The sequence below is a fragment of the Streptomyces sirii genome, assembly GCF_045690365.1.
GTDB classification, from domain to species: Bacteria; Actinomycetota; Actinomycetes; order Streptomycetales; family Streptomycetaceae; genus Streptomyces; species Streptomyces sirii.
Window position 1 is genome coordinate 3672383 of the sequence record NZ_CP147982.1, and the last position, 18504, is coordinate 3690886.

The 18504-nt window shown below is 72.9% G+C and carries 14 protein-coding genes and 1 other RNA gene; 4 read left to right on the top strand and 11 right to left on the bottom strand.

All coding sequences use genetic code 11. The annotated features are described in order from the left end of the window. The first annotated feature begins 64 nt into the window (after positions 1 to 64). Complete coding sequence (locus WAB15_RS16455) at positions 65 to 1459, top strand: MFS transporter (RefSeq protein ID WP_407286717.1); 1395 nt, start codon at positions 65 to 67, stop codon at positions 1457 to 1459. Here WAB15_RS16455 and WAB15_RS16460 read toward each other — a convergent pair. The 7 genes from WAB15_RS16460 to ftsE form a co-directional block, all read right to left on the bottom strand. Further along, on the bottom strand, positions 1440 to 2135 hold the full coding sequence (locus WAB15_RS16460) for a hypothetical protein (protein ID WP_407286718.1): 696 nt from the start codon (positions 2133 to 2135) through the stop codon (positions 1440 to 1442). The genes WAB15_RS16455 and WAB15_RS16460 overlap by 20 nt on opposite strands. Next, a complete protein-coding gene (locus tag WAB15_RS16465) occupies positions 2132 to 2329 on the bottom strand; it encodes a hypothetical protein (RefSeq protein WP_407286719.1) in 198 nt (65 codons plus the stop codon). Before WAB15_RS16465 ends, WAB15_RS16460 begins: the two co-directional genes overlap by 4 nt. 111 nt (positions 2330 to 2440) lie before the next feature. Continuing rightward, positions 2441 to 2810: a transfer-messenger RNA gene (gene ssrA, locus WAB15_RS16470) on the bottom strand. A 136-nt stretch (positions 2811 to 2946) separates the two neighbouring features. Next, a complete protein-coding gene (gene smpB / locus WAB15_RS16475; RefSeq protein WP_399146981.1) occupies positions 2947 to 3447 on the bottom strand; it encodes an SsrA-binding protein SmpB in 501 nt (166 codons plus the stop codon). Positions 3448 to 3465: 18 nt separating this feature from the next. After that, positions 3466 to 4680: a S41 family peptidase gene (locus tag WAB15_RS16480; RefSeq protein ID WP_399146982.1), complete on the bottom strand. Its 1215-nt coding sequence runs from the start codon at positions 4678 to 4680 to the stop codon at positions 3466 to 3468. 90 nt (positions 4681 to 4770) lie between these two features. Then, entirely contained in the window at positions 4771 to 5682 is a 912-nt protein-coding gene (ftsX, locus tag WAB15_RS16485) for a permease-like cell division protein FtsX (RefSeq protein WP_399146983.1), read from the bottom strand. Between the two features lie 32 nt (positions 5683 to 5714). Continuing rightward, a complete protein-coding gene (ftsE, locus tag WAB15_RS16490; RefSeq protein ID WP_393499307.1) occupies positions 5715 to 6404 on the bottom strand; it encodes a cell division ATP-binding protein FtsE in 690 nt (229 codons plus the stop codon). Between the two features lie 249 nt (positions 6405 to 6653). On the opposite strand from ftsE, the gene WAB15_RS16495 reads away from it, so the two are divergent. Continuing rightward, entirely contained in the window at positions 6654 to 6848 is a 195-nt protein-coding gene (locus WAB15_RS16495; RefSeq protein ID WP_407286720.1) for a hypothetical protein, read from the top strand. A 146-nt stretch (positions 6849 to 6994) separates the two neighbouring features. Here the strand turns inward: WAB15_RS16495 and WAB15_RS16500 are convergent, their stop codons facing one another. From WAB15_RS16500 to WAB15_RS16515, 4 genes are all read right to left on the bottom strand, one after another. Continuing rightward, positions 6995 to 7849 carry a hypothetical protein gene (locus WAB15_RS16500; protein WP_407286721.1) on the bottom strand — a complete coding sequence of 285 codons (855 nt, stop codon included), beginning with the start codon at positions 7847 to 7849 and terminating at the stop codon, positions 6995 to 6997. A gap of 320 nt (positions 7850 to 8169) precedes the next feature. Then, positions 8170 to 9276 (bottom strand): peptide chain release factor 2, encoded by a 1107-nt coding sequence (gene prfB / locus WAB15_RS16505; RefSeq protein ID WP_399146985.1) that lies wholly within the window; start codon positions 9274 to 9276, stop codon positions 8170 to 8172. Between the two features lie 110 nt (positions 9277 to 9386). Then, positions 9387 to 10724: a serine/threonine-protein kinase gene (locus WAB15_RS16510; RefSeq protein WP_399146986.1), complete on the bottom strand. Its 1338-nt coding sequence runs from the start codon at positions 10722 to 10724 to the stop codon at positions 9387 to 9389. 214 nt (positions 10725 to 10938) lie between these two features. Beyond that, positions 10939 to 12561: a protein kinase domain-containing protein gene (locus tag WAB15_RS16515; protein ID WP_407286722.1), complete on the bottom strand. Its 1623-nt coding sequence runs from the start codon at positions 12559 to 12561 to the stop codon at positions 10939 to 10941. A gap of 476 nt (positions 12562 to 13037) precedes the next feature. Between WAB15_RS16515 and WAB15_RS16520 the strand changes: the two genes are divergently transcribed. Together WAB15_RS16520 and WAB15_RS16525 are read left to right on the top strand one after the other, a co-directional pair. After that, positions 13038 to 16439, top strand: a complete 3402-nt coding sequence (locus WAB15_RS16520) for an FtsK/SpoIIIE domain-containing protein (RefSeq protein WP_407289234.1) — start codon at positions 13038 to 13040, stop codon at positions 16437 to 16439. Between the two features lie 669 nt (positions 16440 to 17108). Further along, a complete protein-coding gene (locus WAB15_RS16525) occupies positions 17109 to 18485 on the top strand; it encodes an ABC transporter substrate-binding protein (protein WP_407286723.1) in 1377 nt (458 codons plus the stop codon). Positions 18486 to 18504 lie beyond the last annotated feature (19 nt).

The window sequence follows — 18504 nt, forward strand, 5'->3', positions numbered from 1 at the left end:
GGCGCGTCAATGGGCGCCGATCAGGTGTTGGACCGGCATCGGGGTCCGCCACGACCGTAGAGGCATGATCCTCTTCCTCGCCGCCCGACCGGTGGTCTCCCCCGCGCCCGGCCCCTCCCCCACGCTCGGCCACTCCCCCAGGCTCGGCCACGCTCGCGCGGGGGGACCCCCATGCGCCGGGGGACCCCCCGGCGCGGCAGGCCCCCGACCGCCGGTACGCCCGGCCCCGCGCCGCCGCGGCCGGCCCGGCCTGCTCGCCCCCTACCGCCGGATCTTCGCCGTCCCGGGCACCCGCGCCTTCACCGCCGCCAACCTGACGGCCCGTCTGCCGATGGGGATGCTCAGCGTCAGCGCGGTGCTGATGATCGCCGGCGCACGCGGCTCCTACGCGCTGGCCGGTGCGGTCACCGCGACCGGGCTGGCGGCGACGGCGCTCGTCGGGCCGTGGACCGCCCGACTCGTCGACCGCCACGGCCAGGCCCGGATCGCCGTCCCGGCCACCGCGCTCGCCGTCCTCGGCTCGCTCTCGCTGCTGCTGTGCGTACGGCACGGCGCGCCCGACTGGACCCTGTTCGCCTCGTACGCCGCCACCGCCACCACCCCCAACACCGGCGGGATGTCCCGCGCCCGCTGGGCGCACCTCTTCCGCGACGACCCGGCCGCCCGGCACACCGCCAACTCCTTCGAGCAGGCCGCCGACGAGCTGTGCTTCATGCTCGGGCCGGTGCTGGCGACACTGCTGTGCACCGCGCTCTTCCCGGAGGCCGGCACGGCGGTGGCCGCGGCGCTGCTGCTGACCGGCGTGCTGCTCTTCGCGGCCCAGCGCCGCACCGAACCACCGGTGGCCGCGCGGGCGGTGGGCGGCACCCCGGCCGGCGACCGGGCTCCCCGGCCCCCGTCCCTGCGCCGGTCGGGCCTTGCGCCGCTGCTGCTCACCTTCCTGTGCACCGGCGCGATCTTCGGCTCACTGGAGGTCGTCACCGTCGCCTACGCCGACGACCACGGCGTCCGCTCCGCCGCGGGCGGCCTGCTGGCCCTCCAGGCGGCCGGATCCGGCGCCGCCGGACTGCTCTACGGCCTGCTGCGCCCGGCGGCCCGCGCCACGCACCGCTTCGCGCTGTGCGTCGGCGCGATGGCCGCCCTGATGCTGCTGCCCGCGCTCGCCGCTGCGACCGGGAGCCCGGCGGTGCTGGCGGCCGCCCTCCTGGCGGCCGGTATGGCCACCGCGCCGACCATGGTCACCGGTATGGGGCTGGTCCAGTCCCGCACCCCCGATAGCCGGCTGAACGAGGGGCTCACGCTCGCCGTGACGGCCCTGCTGGGCGGCATCGCGGCCGGCTCGGCGGCCGGCGGCTGGGCCGTGGAGCACCTGGCGGGCCCCGGGTCCGGCTACCTCGTACCCGCCGCTGCGGCCGCGCTCGCCCTGGCCGCGGCCCTGCTCACGCGCCACCGCCGCTGATCGGGTCGGTGTGCCGCAGCCGCCGCGGGAAGGTCTCCACGACCGGGCCGTACCCCCCGACCGTGAACGCGAACGTCATCCAGGAGCCGTCCACGAAGCCGACCTCGTGCGTGCCGTGCCGCACGTCGGTACGGTTGCGCAGCCAGGAGACCTGCCGCCGCTCCACCCGCCACGCGTACTCCACCGCGTCCGCACCGGCCCTCGGCTCCCGCCTGTCGGCGGCCAGCCGCACCCGCACCACATGGAGACGGTGGTCGGTCACCAGCAGCACCGACAGATAACGGAACGAGGCGCGAGGCCGCAGCACGGCCGCCAGCTGCCCACCCAGACTCTCCCAGCCACCCGACAGCTGCGGACCCTCGCGGTGGTGGCGGTCGTCCCGGCCGTCCACCACGGCATTGACCGGATTCAGGCGGTGCAGCGCCCCTTCGGCCCGGCCCATACCGTCGACGAGCCGGTCACCGGTGGTGCGCTGCGCCGAGAACGCCTCCCGCCGGAACCGCCGCGGCGGCTCGGGGAGCCGTTCGCCCGCCTCGACCGGATGGCCGGCGACCACCCGCTCCCCGGGCGGCAGCACGGCAGCCGCCCGCTCCTTGGCCGCGCGGGCCAGCGCATGCCGGTCCGTGGGCACCAGCGCGGACGTGAGCCCCGACCACAGCTCGTCGGCGAATGTCACCCGAAGGCCTCCCGCACCGACCTCTTCGCCTGCTCCGGAGACCGATCCATGCGCGCGTCGAAACTCTTCGGATCCGGGCGCGTCCGGTACTCCACGGCCTCCTCCGCGAGCGCCGGGGCGCCCTCCTGCGCGGCACCCGTCACCGCACCGCCGGGATCGACGCCCAGGACGCCCTTGGCCAGCTTCTTGGTCATGGATCAGTCAAACACCACCGGGCGTCGGGGTGCGGGCGGAGAGCGCACGCAAAACGGCCCAGGCCCCGCTCGTCCTGTCGGACGAACGAGGCCTGGGCCGTCACATGGGAATTGTGGAGATGGCGGGAATCGAACCCGCGTCCAACGGTGCAGAACCAGGGCTTCTCCGAGTGCAGTCCGCTGCGATTTTCTCAGCCCCGGAGATCACACGGACAAGTCTCCGACGGGCTCAGTCACTGTTTGATTTCCTTCTACACCCCGTGACCGGGTCTAGAAGTTTAGTTCCCTAGCTGATGCCAGGATCCGGGTCGGGAACATCCCCGGGCTGACACTTCGCAAGTCGCTACTTAGGCAGCGAGGGCGAAGGAATCGCGCTTGGTGTTGGCGATTATTGGTTTCGGCATATGGTTTACGAGATCATTGCCGCTTCCTCGACTCGCTTCCCCTGCTTCGACATCCGCTGTCGAAACCGATCATCCCCATGTTGAATTAACAAACTGCATCAAGGTGATGCCTGCGCCCCTCGTGGGGTGCGGAGCCATCGTACGTGAACAACGCGCGAGGTCGCCAGCGTATTTCCCCGCGGCCGGACGGCCGGGCCGACCGGCCCGCGCACCTCAGTCCCGCTGCCGGCGCCGAGCCGCCGACACCGCGCGATCCGCCTCGCGGCGGTCCTGCTGCTCACGGAGCGTCTGCCGCTTGTCGTACTCCTTCTTGCCCTTGGCCAGCGCGATCTCGACCTTGGCCCGGCCGTCCTTGAAGTACAGGGCCAGCGGCACGATCGTGTGCCCCGACTCCTGGCTCTTGGCCTCCAGCTTGTCGATCTCGGCGCGGTGCATCAGCAGCTTCCGCTTGCGCCGGGCCGCGTGGTTGGTCCAGGTGCCCTGGGCGTATTCGGGGATATGTACGTTGTGCAGCCAGGCCTCATTGCCGTCGATCTGGATGAAACCGTCCACCAGCGACGCCCGGCCCTGGCGCAGCGACTTCACCTCGGTGCCGGTCAGCACCAGGCCACACTCATAGGTGTCCAGAATGTGGTAGTCGTGCCGCGCCTTCTTGTGCTGCGCCACGAGCTTGCGCCCGGGCGTCTTGTCCTTGTCCTTGGTCTGCTTGCTCATAGTGTCGCCATTTTCGCACTAAGCGCCGGTCCCGAGGCCACTCAATACTGTGCGGGCCCGTTTCTCGGCATGATCGCCGACGACGAGGTCGGGGGTGATGCCGGCGCCGTCCACGACCCGGCCGGACGGAGTGCGGTAGTGGCCCACGGTCAGCTCGGCGACCGAGCCGTCGGCCAGCCGGCTGGGCATCTGCACCGAGCCCTTGCCGAAGGTCGGCGAACCCACCACGACCGCCCGGCCGCGGTCCTGCAGCGCGCCGGCCAGCAGCTCGGCGGCGCTCATCGTCCCGCCGTCGACCAGCACGACGAGCGGCAGGCGGGTGTCGCCGCCGCGCTCGGCGTACAGGGCGCGCTGGCTGCCCCGTACGTCGTAGGTGGCGACCAGTCCGCCGTCGAGGAACGCGGAGGCGGTGGCGACGGACTCGGTGACCAGACCGCCGGTGTTGCCGCGCAGGTCGAGCAGCAGACCGCCGTGCTCGGAGGCCCGGCGCACCGCGCGGCGGACCTCGCCACCGGTGCCCTTGGCGAACGCGGAGATCTTGACCCGGGTCGGCCCGTGCGCTCCGGCGGGCCGGTCGGTGACGACGTTCTGGGTCCGCAGCCGGGTGCGGTGCAGGGTCACGCTCCACTGGCGGGCGCCGCGCTCCAGATCCAGCCGTACGGGTGTGCCGGCGGCCGACCCGCCGGTGCCGCGCGGGGCGGACCCGCGCAGCCGGGCGACGATCTCGGTGACCGGCCGCCCCCGGGTGTCCCGGCCGTCGACGGCGCGCAGCCGGTCGCCCACCTCGACACCGGCCCGTGCGGCCGGGCCGCCGGGCTGGACCCGGGACACCTCGGCCCTGCCGCCGGCGGGCTGCCGCACCCACAGGCCGACGCCGACGTACGCACCGTCCAACTGCTCCTGAAAGGACTCGAACTCGCCCGGTGTGTAGATCGTCGACCAGCGGTCGCCGCTGCGGCTGACGACCTCGGCGGCCGCCTGGGAACCGGACTTCCCGTCCTCGATGGCCTCGCTCGCGGCGCGCTCGACGGCCGCGCGGTCGGCGGTGGCGGCGTCGGGTGCGTGCGCCCCGAAGGTCGTGCGGTCCGCGGCGGGACGGCTCGCGGCGCCGTCGGCCCCATCGCTCCAGGTGCCGGTCGCCGCACCGGTGGCGAGCACGCCGGCGAGAAACAACGTCAGGGCCGCCCCGCGGCGAATGCGGCGGGGCCGGTCGTACGAACACGGGCCCGACATGCCGGTGAGTCTAGGGGACAAAGGGGCGCCGCACGGCGAGTTGACCGTACGGCGCCCTTGGCAAAGCTCACACGTTGAGGTACTTGCGGCTCACACCTTGAGGTACTTGCGCAGCGCGAAGAACGCGGCGAGCGCGGGCATCAGCAGACCGATCAGCAGCACCAGCGGCAGGACCGCCACCACCGAGTCCCAGCCGATGAAGTTGATCACCTGGATCTTCTCCGCCAGCCAGTTGTTGACCAGGATGTACTTGCCGCCGACGATCAGCACACAGGCGAAGGCCGCGCCGAGCAGGCCCGCGATCGCCGCCTCCAGGATGAACGGCATCTGGATGTAGAAGCTGGACGCCCCCACCAGCCGCATGATCCCGGTCTCCCGCCGCCTGCTGAACGCCGACACCCGGACGGTGTTGACGATCAGCATCAGCGCGACGACGAGCATCAGCCCCATCACGCACAGCGCGGCGATGTTCATGCCGTTGAGGAGGTTGAACAGCGGCTCGACGGTGTCCCGTTGGTCCTGCACCTCCTGGACACCGGGCCGCTCGGAGAACGCCGACTTGATGACCGTGAACTTCGTCGGGTCCTTCAGCTTGACCCGGAAGGACTCCGGCAGCTGGTCGGGCGTCACCAGGCCGGCCACCGGCGTGTCGCCGAACTGCTCCTTGTAGTGCTTGTAGGCCTGGTCGCTGGACTCGTAGGTCACGTTCTGCACGATCGGCAGATTGTTCAGCTCGGTCTTGATGTCGTCCTTCTGCTGCTGGGTGGCCGCACCCTTGGCGCAGTTGGCACCGGTTTCGGCGTCGTTCTTGTTGCAGAAGAAGATGGAGACGTTGACCTTGTCGTACCAGTAGCCCTTCATCGTGCTGACCTGGTCGCGCATCAGCAGCGAGGCGCCGAACAGGCCCAGCGAGAGGGCTACGGAGACGATGACGGCGAACGTCATCGTGAGGTTTCGGCGGAGACCGACGCCGATCTCCGACAGGACGAACTGGGCGCGCATGGCGTCCTTTCAGTGCTGGGGGCCGTACACGCTTAGTGCTGGTAGCCGTACACGCCGCGCGACTGGTCGCGGACGAGTCGGCCCTTCTCGAGTTCCATGACCCGCTTGCGCATCTGGTCGACGATCTGCTGGTCGTGGGTGGCCATGACCACCGTCGTACCGGTCCGGTTGATCCGGTCCAGCAGCTTCATGATGCCGACCGAGGTCTGCGGGTCGAGGTTGCCGGTGGGCTCGTCCGCGATGAGCAGCATCGGGCGGTTGACGAAGGCCCGCGCGATGGCGACGCGCTGCTGCTCACCACCGGAGAGCTCGCCCGGCATGCGGTCCTCCTTGCCGCCGAGGCCGACGAGTTCGAGGACCTCGGGGACCGTCTTGCGGATCTGGCCGCGCGGCTTGCCGATGACCTCCAGGGCGAAGGCGACGTTCTGCCCGACGGTCTTGTTGGGGAGCAGCCGGAAGTCCTGGAAGACCGTCCCCACCTGGCGCCGCATCTGCGGGACCTTCCAGTTGGAGAGCTTGCCGAGGTCCTTGCCGAGCACGTGCACATGGCCATGGCTGGCCCGCTCCTCGCGCAGCAGCAGCCGCAGGAAGGTGGACTTGCCGGAGCCCGAGGAGCCCACCAGGAAGACGAACTCACCGCGCTCGATCTCGAGCGAGACGTCCCTGAGTGCGGGACGGTTCTGCTTCGGGTAGGTCTTGGAGACGTTGTCGAATCGGATCACAGATGCACCACGGTCGACCTGGATAGGGGCACGGTTGCCGAGTTGCGGCGCCCGTCGGTGTGCGTGACCATACGCGAACCTCGCAGGACGGTGCAGTCGGCGTGGAGGGTTGGTGCATTTATTCACGGCACCTACGGGACAAAAGGCGCACAATCCCGCGGGGCGCGCCGTTCCGCCCGGGAGCTGGCACAGTGGTAGAGGGAACCAATGCGCCGTCCGGTGCGTTGGTGCAGTGGAGAAGGAGGTCGCATGACGTACGACCGACTGGTGTGCGCCAACTGCGCGGCCCCTGTGAGCGAGGGCCGCTGCCCTGTGTGCCGGGCGAGCAGAGAACGGCTCCAGCAGCAGGCGGGCGGTATATTCGCCCAGCTCAGCCCCGCGATGCTGGTGGCTTTGATGATCGCGCTGTTCGCGGTCGGTGTGCTGCTCCACCAGACCGTCTGACGCGCGTAGCGGCGCCGGAAATCGGGATTGCACTCACCGCAACCGACAACGACTCCGCCCCGGGTCACCACGACGCGGGGCCACACGAACGCCGAGGGGCCCGGGACGCTGTTGCGTCCCGGGCCCCTTGTGGTGCCGCGTCAGCGTCAGGCCGCTGCCGCGCCGCCGCCGTTCTTGTTGATCAGACGGGGCAGCATACGGAAGCCGACACCGCCCGCGATCATCGTGGCCGCACCGATGAGCAGGAAGGTGGTACCGGAGGAACCGGTCTCCGCCAGCTCACCTCCCTTGGCCTGCTGCTTGGCCTGGCCGGGGGTGTCACCGATCTGCTCCTTGCCCTGACCGGGCTGCTCGATCGGCTTGGAGCCCTCGTTGTCGGTGCCGGTGCCGGTGGAGTCGCCGGTGGTGTTGCCACCGGAGTTCCCGTTGCCGCCCGAGTTCCCGTTGCCGCCCGAGTTTCCGGTGCCGCCCGAGTTTCCGGTGCTGCCGGAGTTACCCGTGCTGCCGCTGTCGCCGGTGCTGCCGGAGTCGCCGGTGCTGCCGCTGTCGCCGGTGCTGCCGGAGTCACCGGTGCTGCCGGAGTCACCGGTGCTGCCGCTGTCGCCGGTGCTGCCGGAGTCACCGGTGCTGCCGGAGTCACCGGTGCTGCCGGAGTCACCGGTGCTGCCGCTGTCGCCGGTGCTGCCGGAGTCGCCAGTGCTGCCGCTGTCGCCGGTGCTGCCGGAGTCACCGCCGATCTCACCGCCGGTGCCGCCGGAGTCACCGCCGATCTCGCCGCCGATGCCGCCGGTGTCGCCACCCGTGTCGCCGCCGGTGTCGCCACCGGAGTCGCCGCCGCCGATGATCCCGCCGATGATGCCGCCGATGATCCCGCCGTCCGAGCCGCCGGACTCACCCGGGCTGGCCGCGGAGGCGGCGCCGGCCGCGGTGAGCGACGCACCCGCCGCGATCACCGCACCGGCCGCAATGCGCGCTACGCGCAGCCGCGTCTTCTTCGTCATGTACTGCTACCCCCAGTAGCTGAACTCGTCATTGGAGCACCGCTGTACGGGGCGACGAGCCGATGGGGGTACGCGAGTTCCGGCCACGGAATGCCGACTGGCCACTCTTCCCCCGTTCATACACGCGCCCCAGAACATACGCATGCCGCGCTCAGCCTTCCCAGTCAGGCCGACATCGTCAAGGTCGAATAAAGTCCCGATGCCCGAATTGCTGAGAGATGTGCGGTACATGGACATACGACTGTGACCAAACCGCCACAGCAAAAACAACTGCCTCCCCGGGGGAGACAGTTGTTCCGCGGGATTTCCGGCCCGTGCCGCTACTTCTCCTGCTGCTTGCGCCAGCGGATTCCGGCCTCCAGGAAGCCGTCGATGTCGCCGTCCAGCACAGCGGTGGGGTTGCCGACCTCGAACTCGGTCCGCAGGTCCTTGACCATCTGGTACGGATGCAGGACGTACGAACGCATCTGGTTGCCCCAGGAGTTGCCGCCGTCGCCCTTGAGCGCGTCCATCTTGGCCTGCTCCTCCTGGCGGCGGCGCTCGAGGAGCTTGGCCTGGAGGACGTTCATCGCGGTCGCCTTGTTCTGGATCTGCGAGCGCTCGTTCTGGCAGGAGACGACGATGCCGGTGGGGATGTGGGTCAGCCGGACCGCGGAGTCGGTGGTGTTGACGCCCTGGCCGCCGGGGCCCGAGGAGCGGTACACGTCCACCCGCAGCTCCGACTCGTCGATCTCGATGTGGTCGGTCTGCTCGACGACGGGCAGCACCTCGACACCGGCGAACGACGTCTGGCGGCGGCCCTGGTTGTCGAACGGCGAGATGCGCACCAGGCGGTGCGTGCCCTGCTCGACGGAGAGCGTGCCGTAGGCGTACGGGACGTTGACCGCGAAGGTGGTCGACTTGATGCCGGCCTCTTCCGCGTACGAGGTCTCGTACAGCTCGGTCTTGTAGCCGTGCCGCTCGGCCCAGCGCAGATACATCCGCTGCAGCTTCTCGGCGAAGTCGGCGGCGTCCACGCCACCGGCCTCGGCGCGGATGTTGACGACCGCCTCGCGGGAGTCGTACTCGCCGGACAGGAGGGTGCGCACCTCCAGCTCCTCGACGGCCTTGCGGACCTCCGTGAGCTCCGCCTCGGCCTCGGCGCGGGTCTCCTCGTCGCCCTCGGCCTCGGCCAGCTCGAAGAGCACCTCGAGGTCGTCGACCCGGCCGCGCAGCTCCTCGGCGCGGCGCAGCTGGCCCTGGAGGTAGGACAGCTGGCTGGTCACCTTCTGAGCGCTCTCGGGGTCGTCCCACAGGGACGGCGCCGCCGCTTGCTCCTCAAGCACGGCGATGTCGGCCCTCATCTTGTCGAGGTCCAGGACGGCCTCGATCGACCCCATGGTCGAGGAGAGGGACTTCAGCTCTTCGGATACATCGACGACTGCCACGCACCCAGCCTAACGGCTACCACCGGCAACCTGACCCGCCCCGGCGGACCGGGCCCGCGGAGGGCGTGTCCCGGCCACCGGGACACGCCCCACCCGGGGTCATCACACGGTCACGGAGCGTCCGGCTCCGACTGGTGGACACCCGGTGTGGCGTCACCGGAGTCGTCGTCCCCCGAGGCCAGCCAGCCGCCCAGCCCCGCCGCCACGACCACCACGGCGGCGGCCGCGCCGAGCCGGGTCCGGCGCCGGCGCACCGCCTCCGGCGACGCGCGGTGCCGGGCCGAGCCCGCCCGGCGCTCACCGGCGGCGCGCGGGGCGCGGGCGGTGCCGTGCGCGCCGCCGGCCAGCTCGTCCGGGCCCGGGACCCGCATGCTGGTGTGCGTCTCCCGGTTGGAGTCCGGCGCCGAGCCCTGGACCAGGGGGACCGCGCCGCGCGGCGGCGTGGCCTCACCCGCCGCCGGGGAGTAGAACGATTCCTCGCGGGACCTGCCGGCCGCGCCCTCCTGCTCGTCCTCCGGCTGGTCGTCGTCCGGCTCGTCGATGTCCAGCGGCGGCATCCCGACCAGTCCGGGCAGCAGCTCGCGCAACCGGGCGGCGAGCTCCGGGGCGCGCAGCCGGGAGGCGGGCGCCTTGGCCAGGCACTGCAGCAGCAGCTGCCACAGCTCGTCGGGGATGCCGGGCAGCGGCGCCACGCTCTCGGTGACATGGCGGCGCAGCACCGCCCCGGGGTGGCCTCCCCCGAAGGGCGTGAACCCGGCGAGCATCTCGTACAGGACCGTCGCCAGCGCGTAGACGTCCACGGAGGCGCGCGGCGGCAGGCCCTCGATGATCTCCGGGGCGAGGTAGTCGGGGGTGCCGATGACCTTGGCCGAGCGAAGCGGTACGGGGGTCCCCCCGGCCGGAGTCCCCCGGCTACCGCCGGGAGGTGCCCCCAGGGGGAGGGTCCGGCGCGGCGAGTCGACGAGCCGGGCGATGCCGAAGTCGGTCAGCAGGGCTGGGTGCGCACCACCGGGGCCGAGCGGGCCCTGCATGTCCAGCAGGACGTTCTCGGGCTTGACGTCGCGGTGCACGATGCGCGCGGCGTGCGCGGCGGCCAGCCCGTCGGCGACGTCCGCGGCGATCGCCACCGCGGCCTCCGGGGCCAGCCGGCGCTCGCGCTCCAGACGGGTGCGCAGGTCCGTCCCCCGTACGAGGTTCATCACCAGCGCCAGGTCGTTGCCGTCGACGACCAGATCGCGGACGCCGACGACATGCGGGTCCTCCAGGCCCAGCAGCGCCGCCCGCTCCTGCACGAAGCGGCCGACCAGCTCCTGGTCGGAGGCGAGGTCCTCACGCAACAGCTTGATGGCCACGGCCCCTTCGGGACCCTCGCCCAGCCATACCGTGCCGGCGCTGCCGCGCCCCAGGATCTGGTGGGCGGTGTACCGGCTGCCGATCTTCCGTGCCAAGACTGCTCCGACGTGTCGGGCCCCCGAGCGTCCTCTGCGGGGGCTGAGGTTGGCGTCAAAGCTACGCGGATGCCACGGGGTTCATTGCCCCGGACGGCGGCAACCTTCACTTCTGTGAGCGAAATTGCCCGCAAGAACCCCTAAGAAGTCGACAAATCAACGAAGCCGCCCGCGGAACCGCCGTGTTGTACACGGGGACCACGGGCGGCCGGCGTCAGCTGCCGAGCTTGTTCACGAACTGCTCGACGTCGCGGTACATGTGCCCGATCTGCGAGAAGAAGCCGCGGGTCGTGCCGATCCACTCCTGGAGGGGGGTGAGCTCCCAGATCAGCCAGGCGGCAACGAACAGCAGTATCAGCGTGAACAGACAGCCCTTGAGGCAGCCCAGACCCGGGATCTTCATCGGGTTGGCGCTGCGCTGACGGGGCTCGCGCCGGGGCCGGGGCTCCGGCGCGGGCGGCCGCTGCGGCTCGTAGCGCTGCGGCGGCGGCTCCTGGCGGCGCTGCGGGGCCTGCGGCGGCTGCTGCGCGTACGGCACCGGAGCGGGCTGCTGGCGGTACTGCGGCGGCTGCTGCGGGGCGGCCGGGCGGCGCTGCGGACGGCGGCGCAGCGGGTCCTGGTTGGGGTCCAGGTACTGCACCTGGGTCTGCTCGTTGCGGTCGCGGGCCGCCCGCATCTGGGACTCCCACGGATGGGGGCCGTCGGGCTGCTGCGGACCGCCGGCCGGCGCGCCCATGGGCATCGGCGGCATCGCGCGGGTCGGGTCGGCGTCCGGGCCACCGGGGCCGCCGGTGGACGGCAGCACGCTGGTGGCCGCCGCCGGGTCGTACCCGCCGGCGCCCGAGGGAAGCACCTGGGTGGGATCGGCGTCGCCTCCGGCGGCCTGGCCGCCGTCCGGGCCCGTTCCGGGGACGGACGCGGGCGCCGGGTCCGGGGCGAGCAGCGCGGCGACGCCGAGCGCCGCCTCGGCCTGCGCGGGGGTGGCGTGCACGCCGATCCCGGAGGCGACGGCGCGCAGCGCACGGGCGAGGTTCTCGGCGCTGGGCCGCTCCTCGGGGCGCTTGCTCAGGCAGCGCTCTATCACCGTCCACAGCGGCTCGGGGAGCGTGCTGGGGCGGCGCGGTTCCTCGCTCAGGTGCCGGTGCAGCACCTCCAGGGCGGTCGACCCCGCGAACGGGGGACGGCCGGTGACCAGCTCGTACAGCAGGATGCCGGCGCCGTAGACGTCCACCGCGGAGGTCTGCGGGCGGCCCTCGGCGGACTCCGGCGCCACGTAGGCGGGAGTCCCGACGAACTCGTGGGTGCGGGTCAGGCCCGGGGAGTCGGCGAGCCGGGCGATGCCGAAGTCCGTCAGCATCGGATGCATCTCGCCGCCGTCGGACCCGGCGAGCAGGACGTTGGCGGGCTTGAGGTCGCGGTGCACCACGCCGTCGGCGTGGCTGGCGGCCAGCGCGTCGGCGATCTGGGCGGTCAGCAGGGCGGCCGCCACCGGGCTGAAGGGTCCGTTGTCGCGCAGATAACGGTGCAGGTCGGGGCCGTCGACGAGGTCCATGACCAGCGCGAGCAGATCGCCCTCGACGACCAGGTCCCGGGTGCGGACGATGTTGGGGTGGGTCAGCCGGAGCAGGACGGAGCGCTCGCGCAGGAAGCGCATCACCACGTCCGCGTCGTGCGCCAGCTCCTCTTTGAGGACCTTGATCGCGACCGTCTCACCGGGCTGTCCTGCCACGGCGGCCTCGGCGCCCGCCGTCTCCCGCTGGCGGGCACGCCAGACGGTGCCCGTGGCGCCGCGTCCCAGCGGCTCCTCGAGCAGGTACTTGCTGCCTACCGGCCGCACGTCATGCGCTCCCTGGTCGTGATGGATCTCTTGCCCGGCCCGCTGGGTCAGCCCGCGGCCGTCCGATCCACTGTAGTGCCGTCGCACAAGCTTTTCGGTCCGGCGGACCGGGCGGGGCTTGTGGGGAAGACGCGCGTTTCGGACAGATGGTTGCCCGGCGCCGCCGGCGCCCGCCCGGCTGGCCGTACCACCCGATCGGGGATGGTTCCCGGATGACCATGGAAGCGCGAATCCAGCCGGGCACCGCGCACAAGCAGGCACTTTTTCGTCCTTGGAAGACCAATCAAGATCACTGATTGACGGTCGGCGGGCGTGTTGTCAGCGGCAGGTGCGAGGATGCACCCAGCACGAAGCGGTGGGGGCGCGGTCTTTGTCGCGGCGTGCACTTGGGACTTGTACGTGCCGACGTGCTCGGGCTGGCGGGGGGAGCGAGCGGCCCCCTGCCGGAGCCCCGGCAGAAGGGACCGTTGACGGCGATGCAGATCCGGCTGACCGTCCTCGGGCCGCGCAGCGGCCACACCACCCGGGCCTGCGACGTGCTCGTGACGGCCCCCGCCGGCACCGCCCTGGCGGCCGTGGCCGGCTCACTCGCCGCCTCCGTGGCGGGCACCGGCGCGGAGTCCGGCGGCGCGGGCGCCGGCAGCGGCCCCGTCGTGCTGTACGCCGGCTCCGAGCGCCTCGACCCACAGCGCGCCGCGATCGGCGAGCCCCCGCTGATCGACGGCGCGGTGCTCTCCCTCCAGGGCCCCGGCCCCGCCCCCGCCCACGGCCTCCCCCACGGCACCGCGCGGCTGCGCGTCGTCTCCGGGCCCGACGCCGGGGGCGTCCATCTGCTGCACGGCGGCCAGATCCGCATCGGCCGCTCCGCCGACGCGGACGTCCCCCTCGACGACCCGGACGTCTCCCGGCTGCACTGCACCGTGACGGTCGAGCCGGACGGCTCGGTGCACGTCGCCGACCTGCGCTCCACCAACGGCACCGCCGTCGACGGCGGCGACCTCGGCGAACGGCCCGCTCCGCTGCGCCCCGGCGCCCTGCTGCGCATCGGCGAATCCGCCCTCCGCCTCCAGCCCGCCCCCAGCACCCCCGACCCCGCCCTGCGGACCACCCCCGACGGCGAGGGGCAGCTGCGCATCGCCCCGGGGACGGACGGCTCCCCCGCCGGGAGCGGCGCGGACGCCGCAGCCGGCGCGTACGGCCACGGCCCCCGGGGCGCCGCCCCGGCCGCCCCCGTACCCCCGCCCCGCACCGCACCGCCGACCGGCCCGGCGGCGCGCCGCGACACGCCGCTGCGCGGCACCCCCACGCAGGACACCTGGCCACCGGCCGGCACCCCGGACGGCCACGGCTACAGCGCCCCGTACGACGGCGCCGCGGCCGCGCCCCCCGACGCCGCCACCGCCCACGGATTCGGCCACGGCTTCGACCGCACCACCGGCACCCCCGACGGATTCGGCCCCGCCTTTCGCGAGGAGCCGGCCCGGGGCGGCGGTGCGCAGGACCTGACGCACGGCGGACAGCGGGCGCTGGCGCCCGCCGACGAGGCGTCCGGCGACGACGCGCCCCGCAAGGGCGGCCGGCGGGGCGGCATCGGCGCCTGGGCGCGGCGGCTGGCCGGCGGCCGGCCCGCCTTGGAGCGCCCGGACGACGCCCGCACCGACATCGCCGCCCGCTACGAGCCGGACGGCACCCCCGCCTTCTCCCCCGCCGGCGCTCCCGGTGGCGCGGAGGGCGCCGCCGGCCCCTCCGGGCCCGCCGAACACGAGCGCTGGCCGGACGCCGCCGCGATCCTGCTCACCGCGCTGGGTCCGGGGCCCCGGCTCTGGGAGCGCGGCCGGGACCACCCCGACGCCCTCGCCGTCCGTCTGGGAACGGCCAGCCGCGGCGGCGGCCGGAGCGCCGTCCCGGTCGCCGTCGAGCTGCGCCGGGCGGGCTCCCTGGGCCTGGCCGGACCGCGCGCCCGGCTGACCGGCCTGGCCCGCTCCGCCGTCGCCCAGCTCGCCGCCCTGCACTCCCCCGGCACCCTCGAAATCGTGCTGATCAGCGCGGACCGGGCGCGCGGCACCGAGGAGCGGGTGGCGGACTGGTCCTGGCTGGGCTGGCTGCCGCACGTCCGCCCCGCCCACGGCCAGGACTGCCGGCTGCTGCTCGCCTACGACCGGGAGCAGGCCGCGGCCCGCACCTCCGAGCTGGTACGGCGGCTCGACGACAGCCCGCTGGGCCCCGGCTGGGCCAGCGCCGAGCGCTCCGAGATCGCCTCCGCCGCCGCCCGCCACCAGGGCCCGTACACCCTGGTGATCGTGGACGGCGACCCCGACTCCTCCGCGCTGCGCGAGACCACCGCCCGCCTCGCGTCGGGCGGCCCGGCGGCCGGTATCCATCTCCTCTGCCTGGCCGAGACCCCGGCCGCCTCCCCCGCCTTCCCGCTGACCGCGACGTACGAGGCGGCCCGGACGGCGTCACCCGCCTTCGGCGAGTGCGGAGCGGTCGCGGTGCTCAGCGGCGATGTCGCCACGGCGCTGCGCGTGGTCCAGCCGGGCTCCGGGCCGAACGGCACGGTCGCGACGGTCGACGCGGTCTCCGGCGCCTGGGCCGACCGCTTCGCGCGGGCGCTGGCGCCGCTGCGCGAGACCGACGCCGCGGCCACCGCCGGCGGCTCCGCGGTGCCCCGCGCGGCCGTCCCGCTGCCCGACTCGGCGCGGCTGCTGGACGAGTTGGGGCTGGCCCGCGCCACCCCGGCCTCGCTGATGGCCCGTTGGGCCGCCACCCTGGACACCGGCCGGGCCGGCGCCGCGGCGGTGCTCGGCGCGGGACCGCACGGCCCGCTCCACGCCGACCTGGCCGCCGACGGCTCGCATCTGCTCCTGGAGGGCGCGCCGGCCACCGGCAAGACCGAGCTGCTGCGTTCGCTGGCGGCGTCGCTGGCCGCCGCCGACCGCCCGGACCTGCTGTCGCTGGTGCTGGTGGACGGCGGCGGCAGCGAACGCGGCGAGGGACTGCGGGTGTGCACGGACCTGCCGCATGTCACGACGTATCTCGCCGCCTCGGACCCGGTCCGGATGCGGGAGTTCGCCCAGGCGCTGTCCTCGGAGCTGAAGCGGCGGACGGAGATACTGGCCGGCGCGCCCTTCGCCGAATGGCGCGCCAAACACCTCCCGGCACCGCGGATCATCGCCCCGCGCCGCTCGGCGGAAGGCGGTCACGGAGAGCAGGAACCAATTACTCTCCGTAATCGTTGCCGAAACAAGGAGGAGGAGAGCGGCACACCGGCGGACTCGTCGACGTCCGGCACACTACGGCTCCGCGCCCGCAGCGGAGCCACCCCCGAGGACACCCCCACCGGATCCCCGGACCCGGCCGCACCGATGCCCCGGCTCTTCGTCCTCGTCGACGACTTCGACGCCCTGGTCGCCCCGGCCCTGGGCAGCCCCGGCCGACCCGCCGCCGGGTCCGTCGTGCGGGCGCTGGAGGCCGTCGCCCGCGACGGGGCGGCGCTCGGCGTCCACCTGATAGCCGCGACCGGCCACCCTGAGCGCACAGCCGAGACCGCGACCGGCGAACGGGCCGGACTGCGCGTCGAACTGGGCGCAGCCGCCGACTCCTCGGAGCCGGTACCGACCGGCCGGGGCCGGCTGCACCGAGTGGCGGACGGCTCCTCGACACCGTTCCAGGCGGGCCGGGTCACCGGCCGGATACCCCGCACCTCCACGCTGCGGCCGACGGTCGTACCGCTCGAATGGCAGCGAATGGGCGACCCCCCGGCCCGGCGCCCGCTGCGCGAGCTGGGCAACGGCCCAACGGACCTGGCCCTGCTGGCCAGCGCGCTACAGAGGGCGGCGCAGTCCTCGGGGGCCCCGTCGGCGCCGCCGTTGGTGTGAGCGGGGCCGAGCGGGAAGCCTCGCCGGCGGAACGGAAGGCCTCGCCGGCGCCCGCGCCGGCGTGACGGCTGCGTGACGGCTGGTGGGCATCGCTGAGCTGGCGGGCATCGCTGAAGCGTGACGTCGCCCGTCACCGCCCGGTCGCGCCCGTCCCATCCCGTGTCGCCGGCCCCGTCCCGTGTCGCTGGCCCTGGCCGTGGCTGCTGATTCCACAACAGCCCCATCACGTGATCCCGTAACAGCCCCATCACGAAAGGTGAGTTGGCGGCGAAGGCGGTATTGCGGAGCCCGTGGCCGAGGCGTAGACCTGTCGCACACCACAACCGCACAGAAGCTCGATGGCACGGCACCGAAACCGCACCGCGGCGTGACTGCGTGGCTGCGTGGCTGCGTGGCTGCGTGGCTGCGTGGCTGCGTGGCTGCGTGGCTGCGTGGCTGCGTGGCTGCGCCCCAGCATTACGGCAACTGCGGGACCGCGGCGCCACGGCGGCGCGAGGAGCGCCACAGCACGACGGCGTCGTGAAGAGCGCCGCGGCACGACGGCGCCGTGGCGACGTAGAGCACCAGGGCACCGCAGCACCACCGCGACCACACCGGAAGTACAGCGCCACGGCACCACCTCACCGCACGGCACCGGCATGGCAGGCGCAGCGACAGGGGGCTACGGGGATGCGCAGACGACTCGACCGTACGGCTGGACGCGCGTCCGCCGCGGTGGTGGCCGCGGGGCTGGCTCTGGCACTGGCCGCCTGTGGCAGCGCCGGCGGGGCGAAGGGCGGCGGCAGCGGTGGCAGCGGCGGTAAGGGGGGCTCCACCGCCCCGACCGTGCGGCTGCCCAAGCTGAGCGGGCAGAAGTTGCAGGTCACCGCGGTCTGGACCGGGCCGGAGCGGGAGAACTTCGTCAAGGTTCTGGACGAGTTCGAGAGGCGCACGGGCGCCGAGGTCGCCTTCGTGCCCAGTGGTGACGACATGGCCGGTTTCATCGGCTCCAAGATCGCCGGTGGTGGCCCGCCCGATGTGGCGATGCTCCAACAGGTCGGCGTGCTCAACGAGTTCGCCGAGAAGGGCTGGCTCAAGCCGCTCGGCGCGGGCGCCAAGGCGCAGCTCGCCAAGAACTACTCCAAGGGCTGGCAGGATCTCGGTGCCCACAAGGGCACCCCGTACGGGGTCTACTTCAAGGCCAGCAACAAGTCGCTGGTCTGGTACAACGCCCAGGCGTTCGACAACGCCGGCGCCAAGGAGCCGACGACCTGGCCGGACTTCGTCAAGGCGGCGGAGGTCATCTCCGAGTCGGGTGTCGAGCCGGTCTCGGTGGGCGGTGCGGACGGCTGGACGCTGACCGACTGGTTCGAGAACGTCTACCTCTCCCAGGCGGGTCCGGAGAAGTACGACCGGCTGGCGCAGCACAAGATCAAGTGGACCGATCCGACGGTCAAGCAGGCGCTGAACACGCTGGCGCAGCTCTTCGGCCGCAAGGACCTGCTGGCGGGCGGCGGTTCCGGTGCGCTGCAGACGGACTTCCCGACGTCGGTGACCCAGACCTTCAGCGGCGGTGACGCTCCCAAGGCCGCGATGGTCTCGTCGGCCGACTTCGCCGCCGCCAACATCACCCAGACCAAGGCGAAGGTCGGTACGGACGCCAAGGTCTTCGCGTTCCCGGCGGTGGGCGGCAGGTCCCCGGTGGTGACCGGCGGTGATGTGGCGGTGGCGCTCAAGGACGGCAAGGCCTCGCAGGCGCTGCTGACGTTCCTGGCGTCGACGGACGCGGCGAAGATCTGGGCGCAGGCGGGCGGGTTCATCTCGCCCAACAAGGAGCTCGACCAGGCGGCGTATGCCGATGACGTGATGCGGAAGATCGCCAAGGCGCTGATCGCGGCGGGCGACGAGTTCCGCTTCGACATGTCCGATCAGGCGCCCGCGTCCTTCGGCGGCAAGCCGGGGCAGGGCGAGTGGAAGGACCTGCAGGACTTTCTGAAGGATCCGAAGGACATCGCCGGTACGCAGGCGCGGTTGGAGAAGGACGCCGCCAAGTCGTTCGGGCGTTGAGAACGTGTGGGCGAGACCA